The following is a 13,231-nucleotide window of genomic DNA, read 5'->3' as shown; positions in this document are numbered from 1 at the left end:
GTTCTCTTTTGGATGAGGTTGGCGAAAGGTAATTGTGAGGCCGGACGCATCGAGGCGTCCGGTCCGGTACGACGGTACTGCGCTGAATTAATCAAACCTGCGGGAGGCGCGTGGAATCATTCCACCCAGACCACCACGCCGCTATAAGCCGTGACCAGCACGACGATGCCGAACACGATCCGATACCAGGCGAAGATGGTGAAGTCGTGCGAGCTGATATAGCGCAACAGCCAGCGCACGCACAGGAAAGCCGAGACGAAGGCGGCCACGGTGCCGATGGTAAACAGCGGCACGTCCGCCGCGGAGAGCAGCGCGCGGTCCTTGTACAGCGAGTAGATGGTGGCGGCGAACAGCGTCGGAATGGCCAGGAAGAACGAGAACTCGGTGGCCGCCTTGCGCGACAGGCCGAACAGCATGCCGCCGATGATGGTGGCGCCGGAGCGGCTGGTGCCGGGGATCAGCGCAAAGGCCTGGGCGATGCCGACCTTGAGGGCGTCGATCGGGGTCATGTCGTCCACCGTTTCAATGCGTGCCGACGCCATGCTCATGCGGTCCTTGTTGCGGCGTTCCACCCACAGGATGACCAGGCCGCCGACGATGAAGGCGATCGCCACCGACAGCGGGTTGAACAGCACTTCCTTGATCTTCTTGCTGAACAGGAAGCCGAGGATGGCCGCCGGCAGGAAGGCGACGATCAGGTTGATCACCAGCCGCTGCGCCTTGCGGTCGGTGAACAGGCCGGTCAGCACCGAGGCGATGCGTACCCGGTATTCCCAGCACACGGCGAGGATGGCGCCGGCCTGGATGACGATTTCAAAGACGTCAACTTTTTCCTTGGAGAAAGTCGGGCTGCTGAACTGCAGCAGGCTGCCAGCCAGGATCAGGTGTCCGGTAGAAGAAATGGGCAGGAATTCGGTCAGGCCTTCTACGATGCCCATGATGAGCGCCTTGAGCGCGAGGATAGTGTCCATACGTGGCTGAGGTGGCTTCTTTTGGTGGGGTTGGCAGGAAAAAGCGGCGGGTGGATCGGGCAAACCGGCTTTTTGACTATGTTTGCGCATAAAGGTGCGCCGCAACAAACCGAAATTCTACAGTACGACACTTAGCGCTCTATGAGTGCCGAAGTCGACAGCCTCGCACAACCACGCCGGCCGGAAACGTTACCATGTCGGTTTTGCCAGCGACAACCGCGGCACGCACGCCCGAAAGGATCCCCATGAGCGACATCACCATTTATCACAACCCCAAATGCGGCACCTCCCGCAACGTGCTGCAGGCGTTGCGCGACGGCGGCGCCGAACCGGCCGTGATCGAATACCTGAAGACCCCGCCCGACCGCGCCACGCTGAAGAAATTGGTGGCCGCCATGGGGGTGCCGGTGCGCGCCATCATCCGCAGCAAGGAAGCGGTGTACACCGAGCTGGGCCTGGACGACCCGGCGCTGACCGATGGCCAACTGATCGATGCGATGGCCGAACATCCGATCCTGATCAACCGCCCGATCGTCGTCACGCCCAAGGGGACGTTGCTGGTGCGCCCCAAGGAGCGGCTGACGGAAATTTTTCCCTGATGCAATCCCCTTCCTCCAGCCTGGAGGAAGGCCGCCGCAACGCAAGGGCTTATGCGGACCGTCAAGCGGTCGTCATGGCATAAGCCGCCCTGGCAAATACATTGGCGCCCATGCGCAGATGCTTCTCGGAGGTATTTTCAATGGCGTCGTGGCTGCGTCCGCCAATGCTGGGCACGAACAGCATCGCTGAGGGCAGGTGACGGGACATCACCATCGCATCGTGGATGGCGCCGCTGTGCATGTGCATCAGCCTGGTGCTGCTGGCGCTGCCGGCGCTAGCCAGTAGCCTGGTCAGGCGCGCATCCATGGCAGCGGGCGCCAGGTTTCCCGCCAGCTCGCAGGCAATCCCCACGCCGCCTTTGTTGTCGTGCTTCATGGCCAGATCGGCCACCTGCGCCTGCATCTGGTCGAGCGCTTCCGGATCCAGGTGCCGGATCTCGACCGTCAGGATCGCCTCCCGCGGCACGACATTGGCAACGCCCGGGAACAACTTGATGGCGCCAAAGTTCCAGACGGCGTCGGCAACGCCCAGGCCCTGGAAGCGGTCGCGCAACGCCGTGGCGAAATCAAATGCCGCCATGCCGGCATCCTTGCGCAACGACATCGGGGTGGTGCCGGCGTGGTCCGCCTGCCCGGCAAACGTCACGATGAAGCGGCGCATACCCGCGATGCCCGTGACGATGCCCAGATCCAGGCCGCCGTCGTCCAGGCGCGGCCCCTGCTCGATGTGGCCTTCGAAATAGCCGACGTGGCGCCTGGCGTCCAGCAGCGCGCCTACTTGCGAATCGAGGCCAATCCGGCTGGCGGCCTCAGGAAACGGGCAACCGTCGTAGCCCAGTGCCGCCAACCCCGCTTCGGTCATCTCGCCGCAAAACCATTTGCTGCCAAGGCAGCTCAGGTAACGCCCCTCTTCGTCCGCGAAGGCAACGACGTCGATCCCGACCGCGGCCTGCGAATGCTGCTGGTTCATGGCGCGGGCGGTTTCGATGCCGTAGATGACGCCCAGCGCGCCATCGAGCCAGCCGCCCGTGGGTACGCTGTCCGCATGGGAGCCCAACAGCAGCGCCCGGGGCGCTTTCGATTTCCCGAACACATTGCCGACCGCGTCGACGGTCACGTCAAGACCTGCGCTGCGCATCTCGGCTGCCAGCCATTGCCTGGCCTGCATATCCTCGGCGGACAGCGCAGGACGGTTCACGCCTTCGCCCTGCGCGCCGAATCGGGCAAGCGCCTGCAACGAGGCAATGACCTTGTCTTCGTTAATCAGCAACATCTCATGCGCCGCCTTTCCCGCTGCGCTTGCGCTCTGCAATACCGGCCATGAAATAGGTCAGGCAATAGACGATCACCCGATACATGATGGCCGAACCGGGCGGAATGCACAGAAACGACAGGCCCGCACAACCGCGCTTGCCGGTTTCGTAGGCGATGCGGATGGCCTCGTAGTCGGTCATCCCCATGGGCTCGGCCAACTCGCCCAGGATGTCGCCCTCGGTCGGCCCGGCGCCGCCGAGCACGTCCATGTCGAAGTGCGCGTAGACGGCGTCGGCGCCCTGGTAGGCGTGGTCCAGGTTCTTGATGACGCCCTCGATGCCCAGTTCGGTGCGGATCTTCCACATCGGCATGAAGCAGCAGCCGCCGTTGACGAAGCGGCGCACGGTCGCGGGATCTTCGAGCATCCCGCGTTCGCCGATTTCCACCAGGTTCCTGATGGCGTAATTGGGACAATCGCGAAACAGCTTGTCCTTCCAGTTGGTCGAGCCTGCGATGCGGTCGTTCTTGGTGGCCCAGTCGTAGGGCCAGCAATCCCAGTGCGTGTCCAGGCTGACCATGCCGACGGTGCCCGGATAGTGCTCGGCGATCGGGCGGCCAACAGCGTACGACGCCACCGGCGAGTTCTGGCCGATCACGATGGGAATGGCGCCGGCGTTCAAGGCCTGCTTCACGCGCGATTCCACCATGTCCTGGGCCGCCAGGATGCGCTCGACGGTCCCTTCGTAGCTGGCCTCGAGCGGAATGGGGATATCCCCATAGTCGACGACTTTGAGGTGCTCGAAGACGTCTATATCCAGTTCCTGGACATAGCCGCCGCGGTAGCGGATGGATTGCTGGCGCACGCGGGTGGTGGCGGCCAGCCACTCCGCCTTGTCCACGCCGCTGTACTTCTTGCCCCAGCCCGCGGCAAAGGGCGCGCCGATGATGACGATGTCGGCGCCCTGGAGATCGGATTCGTCGATGGCGTAAGGCACGCCCAGGAACGTCGGCGTGTCCTCGCGGATGCGCGGAAAATGGACGTTTCTCCAGTGCTTCCCGGCCAGGGTTGCTTCCCAACTTGGATATGACGGCATGACGGCTACCTTCTGTATTGGTTTCGGGGGGATGGATCAGCGATTGATTACTTCGGGAATTCGGTCAGTGTCGGGGTATCGAGATAGCGGCCGCCCTTGAGGTACTTGCCGACGATGGTATTCATCTGGTTCGACATCTTCAGGTTACGCAACGCGATGCTCAGGACATCGGCCAACTCGGTATTGCCCTTCTTGACCGTCCATGCGATCGGCAGGAAGAACACCGGCTTGTCGGCGAAGATGACCTTGGTCGACGGTTGCTGTTCCACGAAACGACCGGCAGTGAATACGTCTTCGAAACTGGCGTCGACGCGCCCGGCCGCGACTTCGACGAAGCCCGCGGCCAGGTTGCCGCCGGCCAGGGAAATGACCTTGGCATTGGGCATCGTGGTCTTGACCCAATCTTCCGCGGCCGTGCCCTGCACAACGGCGATGCGCACGTCGGGCTTGTTCATGTCAGCCGGCGTCTTGAAGCGGTTGTCGCTGGCTTTCACCACGGCCACGCTGCCCAGGTAGAACAGCGGATCGGAAAAATCCACCGCCATGGCGCGCTTGACGGTCGCAAAGGTCGCACCGATGGACATATCGAACTGCTTGGCCTGCAGGCCGGCGACGAAGTTGGCCCAGGTGGTTTCGACAAACACCGGCTTGACGTTCATCTGGCTTGCGATGTTCTTGATGATGTCGACATAGAAACCGGTCAGTTCGCCGGTCGCCGGATCCTTGTTGGTGCCCGGCGGGGAAGGGATGTAGCCGATACGCAGTTCGCCGCGCTTCTGGATGGCATCGAGCTCGCCGGCGGCGTGGGCCGGCGCACAGAATGCGCCGACGACGAATGCGGCAGTCAGGACGAATGAGGCAAGCTTTTTAAACATGACGATTCCCTTGAGGTAGTAATGCTGTTATCGAAGAACGCGCGAAAGAAACGACTGCGTGCGTGCATTTGTGGGTGAGGTAAAGATCTGCTCGGGCGGCCCCTCTTCCACGACATAGCCTCCCTCCATGAACACGACCCGGTCGGCGACATCCCTGGCGAAGGACATCTCGTGCGTGACGATGACCATGGTCATGCCTTCGTTCGCCAGGTCGCCCATGACGGCCAGGACTTCATTGACCAGTTCCGGATCCAGCGCCGATGTCGGTTCGTCGAACAGCATCAGCTGCGGCTTCATGGCCAGCGAACGCGCAATTGCCGCACGCTGCTGCTGGCCGCCGGACAGACGGGTCGGGCGCACATCGAGCTTGTCGCCCAGGCCGACGCGCCTGAGAATGGCTTCGGCGGTCTGCCTGGCCTCGTCGGTCGATTTTTTCAACACATGCACCGGCCCCTCCATGACGTTTTGCAAGAGCGTCATGTGCGGAAACAGGTTGAAGTTCTGGAACACCATGCCCATTTGCGTGCGCAGCTTGTTGATGTCGGATTGCGACGCCGGCTTGCGCACCTGTCCGGTGCTGGAATAGCCAACCAGCTGGCCATTGAAGAACACCTCGCCCTGGTCGTACGGCTCGAGGAAATTCAGGCACTTGAGCAAGGTGCTCTTGCCCGAACCGCTGGGGCCGATCAGCGCCACGACATCCTTAGTGTTGATTTCCAGGTTGATGTCGTTGAGGACGCGTAGCTTGTCGTAGGACTTTCCGAGAGATTTGATGGACAACATGCGTAATCCTTTTCAATCAGGCGTATCAGGCTTATCAGGCGTTCTTCTTGAGCTTCTTCTCAAGCTGCCGTGAGATCCAGATCCACGGGAACGTGATGGCGAAGAACACGATGGCGAGGAAGGTATAGACCTCGAGCGGGCGGTAGGTCTGGGCAATGAGGTTGTTCGACTCCTGCAGCAGTTCGTACACTGCGATGGTCGAGCCCAGGGTGGAGAGCTTCATCAGGTTGGCGAACTCATTGATGAACGGCGGGATCATCCGTTGGATGGCCTGCGGCAGGATGATGCGGCGCAGCGCCATGATGTGCGCCATGCCGATGGAACGCGCCGCGGCCAGTTGCCCCTTATCGACGCTTTCCACGCCTGCGCGCACGATTTCGGCGACGTATGCGCCGCTGTGAATCCCCAGGGTGAGGATGACCGCGGTCTTGGCGCCCAGCTGGATGTCGAACAGCACCGGAAAGCAGTAGTAGACCCAGACAATCTGTACCAGCGCCGGCGTGGAACGGATCGCTTCGACATACACGGTCGAGACGATGCGCAATGCGCTATTGTGGGCTTGCCGGGCAACTCCCACGGGCAAGCCGATCAGCAAGCCGATGAAGGTGGCGCTGAAGGTAATCTGCAACGTCACCAGGGCGCCATGCAGAAAGACCGGCCAATATTGAGACAGCAAATGAAATTGCCAGTTGTATTCCACCGTAGGCTCCCAGACGATTGCGATTAAAACGTGGCGGGCGTATTGACCCAGTAGATCCGCGCCATTTCCTGTCCGATGTTTTCGTACCCGTGCGGCATCTGGCTGGGGAAGTGAAAGCCGTCGCCGGCGCCCAGCACATAGGTCTCGCCGCCGATGGTCAGCCTCACCGTTCCCTCCAATACGTAACCCACCTCTTCTCCCGCGTGCTCGATCAGGCCGTCGCTCTTGGCCCCGGCAGGAATGATGTGGATGTGCGCCTGGAGCAGCGAGCCTGGCGCGGCATGGTCCATCCGCTCCAGACGGATCTCTCCATGGGCGTCGAACGTCGGACGGCTTCCGCGCATCAGCACCGGCGAGCTGTTCTGGGCGGTCTTGCCGAGAAGTTCGGAGACGTTGCTTTGGTAGAGATGCGCAAGCCGGTGCAGCAACGCCAGCGATGGCGCGGAAACGCCCCGCTCCACTTTGGAAAGCTGGCCTTCCGAGCATCCGGCCGCAACGGCACACTCCTTGAGGGTGAGGTTGCGCAGCCTCCTGGCGTGCCGGAGCCGGACGCCCAATTGGATCGCGTCTGCCGCAAACTCGGCGTTAAGCTGGTTTTCTTTTTCCATCGAACGGCGCTCCAGACAGGGGATGAAAGGCAATGCAAGTAACTTTCCTTATGTGAAAGTCTCTTTACATCCGGACAGCAAGTTTCATACCAGTCTGTTTTGCGTATTGGCCCCCGCCGATTGGACAGGTTCAGTGCAAGCCCGAAGGCGCGGAGCATCTTTGGTGAGATGCGCGTTCGACTTTGGTGCGGATGCCTCTGTCGTTTCGGAAATATCTGACGGGCAGGCGAAGGCCTCCCTGGATGGAAAGAGGCCATACTCGGACCACACCGCTGCCGGCGTTATTGGGGGGATGGAAATAATGAAAACGGATCCGGGGCCGAGGCGGCTCCGGGGTGAATCTTTATAACGCGACGCGTTGATTATTTAAGGCTGCGCATACCCTGTGGCTTCACGGGCGGGTGTCGTGCAGCGCCGGCTTAATTGCCAACGCACTGCAAATGAAAGGCGCCAGGAAAACCCTATGGATTGGGCGCGGTTAAACGCTCCAATGTCGACAACCACCGGATCGCCTCGTCTCTTGTCGCGCCACACATCTCCGCCGAAGGCTGCAAGCCGGCGCAGAACGCGGGTCGCTCAGGCCGGCCAAAGATCAGGCATCGGTCATCGTCGCCCAGTTGCACGCATCGCACATTCGCAGGCTTTCCGTCTGGCATTCCAGGAATATGGCTGGTGATGGAAGGCGCCGTACAGCAGGCGCCACATTGGGGACGACAGTTCATAGATGGCAAATCATCGAAGGGGCGGGACGCGCACTGCCGGCCGGCAATGCGCAGGCGCCATTGTAAAGCCCTGGCGGCGGCCGGGCTCGCCGCTTCATCTTTTCTTCATCCGGCCTTGGGTATGCTTGCACGCCATCGCGGCAGCGGTTCGCCTCGCCTTTGCCGCATTTCACGGCGCTGGAGTCGCCTCCGGTCGCATGGCGCTGGCCGCCGGGCCGGCCCGCCCGTAGTCTGGCCATCCGCTTCCACCTTGATCCTTGACGCCATGCCGTTTGCCACTTACATTGCTGACTCTCCGGTAATTTACCGGCGCACTCGTATTCCCGCCCGACGGCAACCCCATTTTCACGCAGGATCTTGCCGGCCGCCGATGCGGTGCGCCTTGTCTTGCTCGCCTATGTCCGACGCCGCCAAAGAACCCCGCTGGGAACGCCGCAAACAAGACCGCCCGCAGGAGCTGCTGGCGGCGGCGATGCAATTGTTCGTGGAACGCGGTTTCGCCGCCACCCGCCTGGAAGACGTGGCCGCGCGCGCCGGCGTCTCCAAGGGCACGCTGTATCTCTATTACGAAAACAAGGAAAGCCTGTTCAAGTCGGTGGTGCGCACCCACATGCTGCCGCTGCTGGACGAGGCCGAAGCGATGGTGGATAACTACCCCGGCAGCAGCGCCGAGCTGCTGCGCGAGCTGATCCTGGGATGGTGGGAGGCGGCCGTGCGTTCCGGCCTGAACGGCATCACCAAGCTGATGATGGCGGAGTCGGGCAATTTCCCCGAGCTGGCGCGCTTCTATCATGAAGAAATCATCGTGCGCAGCGACGCCATGGTCGTGCGCATGCTGGAACGCGGCATGGCGCGCGGCGAGTTCCGCCAGATCGATGCCGAATCGCTGAAGAAGGTGATCGTCGCGCCGGTGCTGATGCTGATGCTGTGGGATCAGTCCTTCGGCCCCTGCTCGATCGCACCGATCGATCCGCATGCTTACCTGGCCAGCCTGGTCGACCTGTGCATCAACGGCCTGAAGGCCTGACGCCGCAATGGCCAACAATAAATCGCGGGCGCCAACGTCTGCATGTTCAAACCGAGACTTTCAATGAAGCTTGCCCTGCCCAAACGCCGCTGGCTGCGCTGGACCCTGCTGGCCCTGGTACTGCTGGGGGCCACCGGCCTGCTGCTGAAAAAGCGCGCGCCCGCCTCGGCCCCGCCTGTTGCGCAGGCGGCGGCCCCCAGCGCGATGGAGTTCCTCCCGGGCGACCTGGTCACCGTGCAGGCCGGCGAGCTGCGCCGCGTGCTGCCGCTGTCGGGCGCGCTGCGCGCGCTGAACCAGGCGTCGGTGAAGGCGCGCGTGGCGGGCGAGGTGCAGCAGGTGCTGGTGCGCGAAGGCGAAGCGGTCAAGCAAGGCCAGGTGCTGGCCCGCATCGAGACCGCCGATTACCAGGCCAAGGTCGACCAGGCGCGCGGTTCGCTGCTGGCCTCGCAAGGCCAGCTGGAGATCGCCACCCAGACCCGCAACAACAACCAGGTGCTGCTGGACAAGGGCTTCATCTCGCGCAACGCCTTCGATACCGCCGCCAGCCAGTTCGACATCGCCCGCGCCAACGTCGACAGCGCGCGCGGCGCGCTGGACGTGGCCAGGAAGGCGCTGGCCGATACCGTGGTGCGCTCGCCGATTAGCGGCATGATCAGCGCCCGCAATGTGCAGCCCGGGGAGAAGGTGGCGGTCGACGGCAAGCTGCTGGACGTGGTCGACCTGTCGCAGATGGAACTGGAAGCACCGGTGCCGACCAACGATATCCTGAAAGTGCAAATCGGCCAGGAAGTGCTGGTCGCGGTGGAAGGCCTGCCGCAGAAGGTGGTCGGCCGCGTGGTGCGCATCAACCCGGCCACGCAGTCGGGTTCGCGCTCGATCATGGTCTACGTGCGCGTGGACAATCCCACGGGCCTGTTGCGCGCCGGCATGTTCGCCGATGCCGGCCTGACGCTGGAAAAGAAGGAGCGCGTGCTGGCCGTGCCGGGTACGGCGATCCAGGTCGAGGATGGCAACGCCTACGTCTACGCCATCGAAAACAACGTGCTGACGCGGCGCCCGGTGGCGACCGGCCTGCAAGGCAGCAACGCCGACGGCGGCGCGGTGGAAATCGCCAGCGGCCTGGCCGAAGGCGCGCTGGTGGTCAAGGCCAACCTGGGCATCCTGCGTGCCGGCACGCCGGTGCGCATCCTGCAGCGCGGCGCTACCGCTGCGGCCACTGCGGCCGTGCCCGCGGCCCAACCGCAGGAGCGCTGAACGATGTGGTTCACGCGCATCTCGATCGGCAACCCGGTCCTGGCCACCATGATGATGATGGCCTTCGTGGTGCTGGGCCTGTTCTCCTACCAGCGCATGCGGGTCGACCAGTTCCCCGACATCACCTTCCCTGTGGTGGTGGTGCAGACCACCTACCCCGGCGCCTCGCCGGAGAACGTCGAGTCCGACGTCACGCGCAAGATCGAAGAATCGGTCAACACCATCAACGGCATCGATTCGCTGGTGTCGCATTCGTATGAAGGCCTGTCGGTGGTGATCGTGCAGTTCGACCTCACCGTTGACCCGGCCCAGGGCGCACAGGACGTGCGCGAGAAGGTGGCGCTGGTGAAGTCGGCCTTCCGCAAGGAAGTGGACGAGCCGCGCATCACCCGCTTCGACCCGGCCGACCAGCCGATCTTCTCGATCTCGGTCACCAATGCGCCCGATGCCAAGCCGCGCACGCTGCGCGAACTGACCACCATCGCCGACCAGGTGATCAAGAAGCGGCTGGAAAATGTGCGCGGCGTGGGTTCGGTGACGCTGGTGGGCGGCGTCAAGCGCCAGGTCAACATCTACGTCAAGCCGGCCGAGATGGAGGCGCTGGGCATCGGCGTGAACCAGGTAGTGGACGCGGTCAGGAATGAAAACCAGGAATTGCCGACCGGCGCCATCCGCATGCTGGACGCGGAAAAGACCGTGCAGGTACAGGGCCGCGTGAAGAATCCGGAAGACTTCAAGCGCATCATCGTGGCGCGCCGCGGCGGCCAGCCGGTGACGCTGGCGCAGGTCGCCAACGTGGTCGACGGCCAGGAAGAGCAAGAGACGCTGGCCCTGTACAACGGCCAGCGCACGCTGGCGCTGGATATCCTGAAAGCCCAGGGCCAGAACACCATCGATGTGGCCGACGGTCTCAAGCACAGCATCAAGGAAATGGAACCCAGCCTGAAACAGCTGTATCCGGGCGTGACGCTGCAGGTGGTCAAGGACGGCTCGCGCCAGATCCGCACCGGGGTGGAGAACGTGCGCCGCACGCTGATCGAGGGCGCGGCGCTGACCATCGCGATCGTGTTCCTGTTCCTGAACTCCTGGCGCTCCACCGTGATCACCGGGCTGACATTGCCGGTGGCGCTGATCGGCACCTTCCTGTTCATGTACATGTTCGGCTTCACCATCAACATGATCACGCTCATGGCGCTGTCGCTGTGCGTGGGCCTCTTGATCGACGACGCCATCGTGGTGCGGGAAAACATCGTGCGCCATGCCGGCATGAAGCTGCACGGCAAGTTCAAGTCGCACCGGATGGCGGCGCTGGAAGGCACGCAGGAAATCGGCCTGGCGGTGCTGGCCACCACTTTCTCCATCGTTGCGGTGTTCCTGCCGGTGGGCTTCATGGGCGGCATCATCGGACGCTTCTTCCACCAGTTCGGCGTGACCGTGGCCGCCGCCGTGCTGATTTCGATGTTCGTCTCCTTCACGCTGGACCCGATGCTCTCTTCCATCTGGCCCGATCCGGATGCGCATGGCGAACATGGCAAGAAGGCCGGCTGGTATGACAAGACCATCGGCCGCGTGCTGCAGGCCTTCGACCGCCTGGTGCAATGGCTGTCGGCGCGCTACCAGGAAATGCTGCGCTGGTCGTTGAAGCACCGCGTGGCCACGCTGGCGATCGCGCTGGCAAGCTTCTTCGGCGGCTTAGCGCTGCCGGCCGCAGGCCTGATCGGCTCCGAATTCGTGCCGCAGGCGGACTATTCCGAGACCGGCGTCACCTTCTTCACGCCGGTGGGTTCCTCGCTGGAGCTGACCGAAAGCAAGGTGCACCAGGTCGAGGCGATCTTGCGGCAGTTCCCCGAGATCACCGACATCTACAGCACCGTCAACACCGGCAACTCGCAAGGCAAGAACTATGCGACCGTGTTCGTGCGCCTGAAGCCCCGTGCCGAACGCACGCTGAGCACCGGCCAGATGGCGCCGCTGCTGCGCCAGAAACTGTCGCAAGTGGCCGGCATCACGGTGACCCACGTGGGCACGCTGGACGGCGTGGGCGGCGACAGCAAGCAGATCCGCTTCAGCCTGCTGGGGCCGGATCTGCAGCAACTGGCGCGACTGTCGGACCAGGTGCAGCAAAAGCTCAGTCAGATTCCCGGCGTGGTCGACCTCGACTCCAGCCTGAAGGCGCAAAAACCGACCATCTCGGTCGAACCGCGGCGCGATATCGGTTCCGATCTGGGCATCGGCGTGGCCGAGCTGGGCAATGCGCTGTCGCCGCTGCTGGCGGGCGAGGCAGCCAGCAGCTGGCGCGCGCCGGACGACGAGAACTACGATGTCAACGTGCGCCTGGCGCCGAGCGACCGCAGCACCGTGGACGACCTCTCGCGCCTGATGCTGGCCAGCACGCTGACCAATGCGGACGGTTCGCCGCGCATGGTGCCGCTGCGCCAGGTGGCCGAAATCAAGAACACGCTGGGCGCCAACCAGATCAACCGGCGCGACCTGAACCGCGAGGTCGAGCTCTCGGCCAACGCCCAGGGCGCGTCGGCCGGGCAGATCAACGCCCAGATCAAGACCATGCTGGACGGCATGCACTGGCCGCCGGGCTACCGCTACCAGATCGGCGGCTCGACCAAGAGCATGAACGAGTCCTTCGGCTATGCCGTGGGCGCGCTGGCGCTGGCGATCGTGTTCATCTACATGATCCTGGCCTCGCAGTTCGCCAGCTTCCTGCAGCCGCTGGCCATCATGTCGTCGCTGCCGCTCACGCTGATCGGCGTGTTCCTGGCGCTGATGATGTTTCGCTCGACGCTCAACATGTTCTCCATCATCGGTTTCATCATGCTCATGGGCCTGGTGACCAAGAACGCCATCCTGCTGGTGGACTTCGCCAACCAGGCGCGGCGCGAAGGCATGGAACGCGGCGCGGCGCTGCTGGAAGCGGCGCATGTGCGCCTGCGCCCGATCCTGATGACCACGCTGGCGATGGTGTTCGGCATGGTGCCGCTGGCCTTCGGCGTGGGCGAGGGTTCCGAGCAGCGCGCGCCGATGGGACAGGCGGTGATCGGCGGCATCATCACCTCCTCGCTGCTGACGCTGGTGGTGGTGCCGGTGGCCTATACCTACCTGGACGACCTGGGCGCCTGGGTCAAGCGCAAGTGGTTCGGCCCGGCGCAGGATCGCGCCGGCGCGGGGGAACGCCATGACGATTGAGCGCATGCCCGCCGCCGCGGCCGATTGCACCGGGGAAATCCTGCAACAGGCGGGATTTGGCGGGGATTTCCCGGATGTATATGAGCTGTTGAGCTGGACGGTGTTTGATAAAATGGCGGCTTTCCGTCGCTATTGAGCCTACT

At 63.3% G+C, this 13,231-nt stretch carries 13 protein-coding genes; 5 read left to right on the top strand and 8 right to left on the bottom strand.

Annotated features, from left to right (window positions below):
• Window positions 1-116 precede the first annotated feature (116 nt).
• Window positions 117-971: an undecaprenyl-diphosphate phosphatase gene (locus AC07N6_RS02045; RefSeq protein WP_494780658.1), complete on the bottom strand. Its 855-nt coding sequence runs from the start codon at window positions 969-971 to the stop codon at window positions 117-119.
• A gap of 245 nt (window positions 972-1,216) precedes the next feature.
• Between AC07N6_RS02045 and arsC the strand changes: the two genes are divergently transcribed.
• Complete coding sequence (gene arsC / locus AC07N6_RS02040) at window positions 1,217-1,570, top strand: arsenate reductase (glutaredoxin) (RefSeq protein WP_494780657.1); 354 nt, start codon at window positions 1,217-1,219, stop codon at window positions 1,568-1,570.
• Between the two features lie 61 nt (window positions 1,571-1,631).
• Here arsC and AC07N6_RS02035 read toward each other — a convergent pair whose 3' ends face one another.
• The 7 genes from AC07N6_RS02035 to AC07N6_RS02005 all read right to left on the bottom strand — a co-directional run bounded on the left by AC07N6_RS02035 (window position 1,632) and on the right by AC07N6_RS02005 (window position 7,606).
• Window positions 1,632-2,843, bottom strand: a complete 1,212-nt coding sequence (locus AC07N6_RS02035) for a M20 family metallo-hydrolase (RefSeq protein ID WP_494780656.1) — start codon at window positions 2,841-2,843, stop codon at window positions 1,632-1,634.
• A 1-nt stretch (window position 2,844) separates the two neighbouring features.
• Window positions 2,845-3,918, bottom strand: a complete 1,074-nt coding sequence (locus tag AC07N6_RS02030; protein ID WP_494780655.1) for an arginase family protein — start codon at window positions 3,916-3,918, stop codon at window positions 2,845-2,847.
• A 47-nt stretch (window positions 3,919-3,965) separates the two neighbouring features.
• The gene (locus AC07N6_RS02025) at window positions 3,966-4,793 is read right to left on the bottom strand and encodes a substrate-binding periplasmic protein (protein ID WP_494780654.1); all 828 of its coding nucleotides are present in this window, start codon (window positions 4,791-4,793) and stop codon (window positions 3,966-3,968) included.
• Window positions 4,794-4,820: 27 nt separating this feature from the next.
• Window positions 4,821-5,576, bottom strand: a complete 756-nt coding sequence (locus AC07N6_RS02020; protein WP_494780653.1) for an amino acid ABC transporter ATP-binding protein — start codon at window positions 5,574-5,576, stop codon at window positions 4,821-4,823.
• A gap of 34 nt (window positions 5,577-5,610) precedes the next feature.
• Window positions 5,611-6,276, bottom strand: a complete 666-nt coding sequence (locus AC07N6_RS02015; RefSeq protein WP_494780652.1) for an amino acid ABC transporter permease — start codon at window positions 6,274-6,276, stop codon at window positions 5,611-5,613.
• A gap of 23 nt (window positions 6,277-6,299) precedes the next feature.
• Window positions 6,300-6,884: a cupin domain-containing protein gene (locus tag AC07N6_RS02010; RefSeq protein ID WP_494780651.1), complete on the bottom strand. Its 585-nt coding sequence runs from the start codon at window positions 6,882-6,884 to the stop codon at window positions 6,300-6,302.
• Between the two features lie 461 nt (window positions 6,885-7,345).
• Window positions 7,346-7,606: a YkgJ family cysteine cluster protein gene (locus AC07N6_RS02005; protein WP_494780650.1), complete on the bottom strand. Its 261-nt coding sequence runs from the start codon at window positions 7,604-7,606 to the stop codon at window positions 7,346-7,348.
• A gap of 397 nt (window positions 7,607-8,003) precedes the next feature.
• On the opposite strand from AC07N6_RS02005, the gene AC07N6_RS02000 reads away from it, so the two are divergent.
• The 4 genes from AC07N6_RS02000 to AC07N6_RS01985 all read left to right on the top strand — a co-directional run bounded on the left by AC07N6_RS02000 (window position 8,004) and on the right by AC07N6_RS01985 (window position 13,224).
• Window positions 8,004-8,633, top strand: a complete 630-nt coding sequence (locus AC07N6_RS02000) for a TetR/AcrR family transcriptional regulator (protein ID WP_494780649.1) — start codon at window positions 8,004-8,006, stop codon at window positions 8,631-8,633.
• Between the two features lie 63 nt (window positions 8,634-8,696).
• The gene (locus AC07N6_RS01995) at window positions 8,697-9,887 is read left to right on the top strand and encodes an efflux RND transporter periplasmic adaptor subunit (protein ID WP_494780648.1); all 1,191 of its coding nucleotides are present in this window, start codon (window positions 8,697-8,699) and stop codon (window positions 9,885-9,887) included.
• Between the two features lie 3 nt (window positions 9,888-9,890).
• Window positions 9,891-13,088, top strand: coding sequence for an efflux RND transporter permease subunit (locus AC07N6_RS01990; protein WP_494780647.1), 3,198 nt, complete (start codon window positions 9,891-9,893; stop codon window positions 13,086-13,088).
• Entirely contained in the window at window positions 13,078-13,224 is a 147-nt protein-coding gene (locus tag AC07N6_RS01985; RefSeq protein WP_494780646.1) for a hypothetical protein, read from the top strand. The genes AC07N6_RS01990 and AC07N6_RS01985 overlap by 11 nt, the downstream gene beginning before the upstream one ends.
• The last annotated feature ends 7 nt before the right edge of the window (window positions 13,225-13,231 follow it).

This window comes from Herbaspirillum sp. GW821-FHT09A12 (genome assembly GCF_059418325.1).
Note: the sequence above shows the minus strand (reverse complement) of the source record. Positions and strands in the feature narration are given on the sequence as shown.

Coding starts and splice junctions, on each gene's coding strand:
- AC07N6_RS02045 (WP_494780658.1), bottom strand. CDS start 971: ATGGACACTATCCTCGCGCTCAAGGCGCTCATCATGGGCATCGTAGAA.
- arsC (WP_494780657.1), top strand. CDS start 1,217: ATGAGCGACATCACCATTTATCACAACCCCAAATGCGGCACCTCCCGC.
- AC07N6_RS02035 (WP_494780656.1), bottom strand. CDS start 2,843: ATGTTGCTGATTAACGAAGACAAGGTCATTGCCTCGTTGCAGGCGCTT.
- AC07N6_RS02030 (WP_494780655.1), bottom strand. CDS start 3,918: ATGCCGTCATATCCAAGTTGGGAAGCAACCCTGGCCGGGAAGCACTGG.
- AC07N6_RS02025 (WP_494780654.1), bottom strand. CDS start 4,793: ATGTTTAAAAAGCTTGCCTCATTCGTCCTGACTGCCGCATTCGTCGTC.
- AC07N6_RS02020 (WP_494780653.1), bottom strand. CDS start 5,576: ATGTTGTCCATCAAATCTCTCGGAAAGTCCTACGACAAGCTACGCGTC.
- AC07N6_RS02010 (WP_494780651.1), bottom strand. CDS start 6,884: ATGGAAAAAGAAAACCAGCTTAACGCCGAGTTTGCGGCAGACGCGATC.
- AC07N6_RS02005 (WP_494780650.1), bottom strand. CDS start 7,606: ATGAACTGTCGTCCCCAATGTGGCGCCTGCTGTACGGCGCCTTCCATC.
- AC07N6_RS02000 (WP_494780649.1), top strand. CDS start 8,004: ATGTCCGACGCCGCCAAAGAACCCCGCTGGGAACGCCGCAAACAAGAC.
- AC07N6_RS01995 (WP_494780648.1), top strand. CDS start 8,697: ATGAAGCTTGCCCTGCCCAAACGCCGCTGGCTGCGCTGGACCCTGCTG.
- AC07N6_RS01990 (WP_494780647.1), top strand. CDS start 9,891: ATGTGGTTCACGCGCATCTCGATCGGCAACCCGGTCCTGGCCACCATG.
- AC07N6_RS01985 (WP_494780646.1), top strand. CDS start 13,078: ATGACGATTGAGCGCATGCCCGCCGCCGCGGCCGATTGCACCGGGGAA.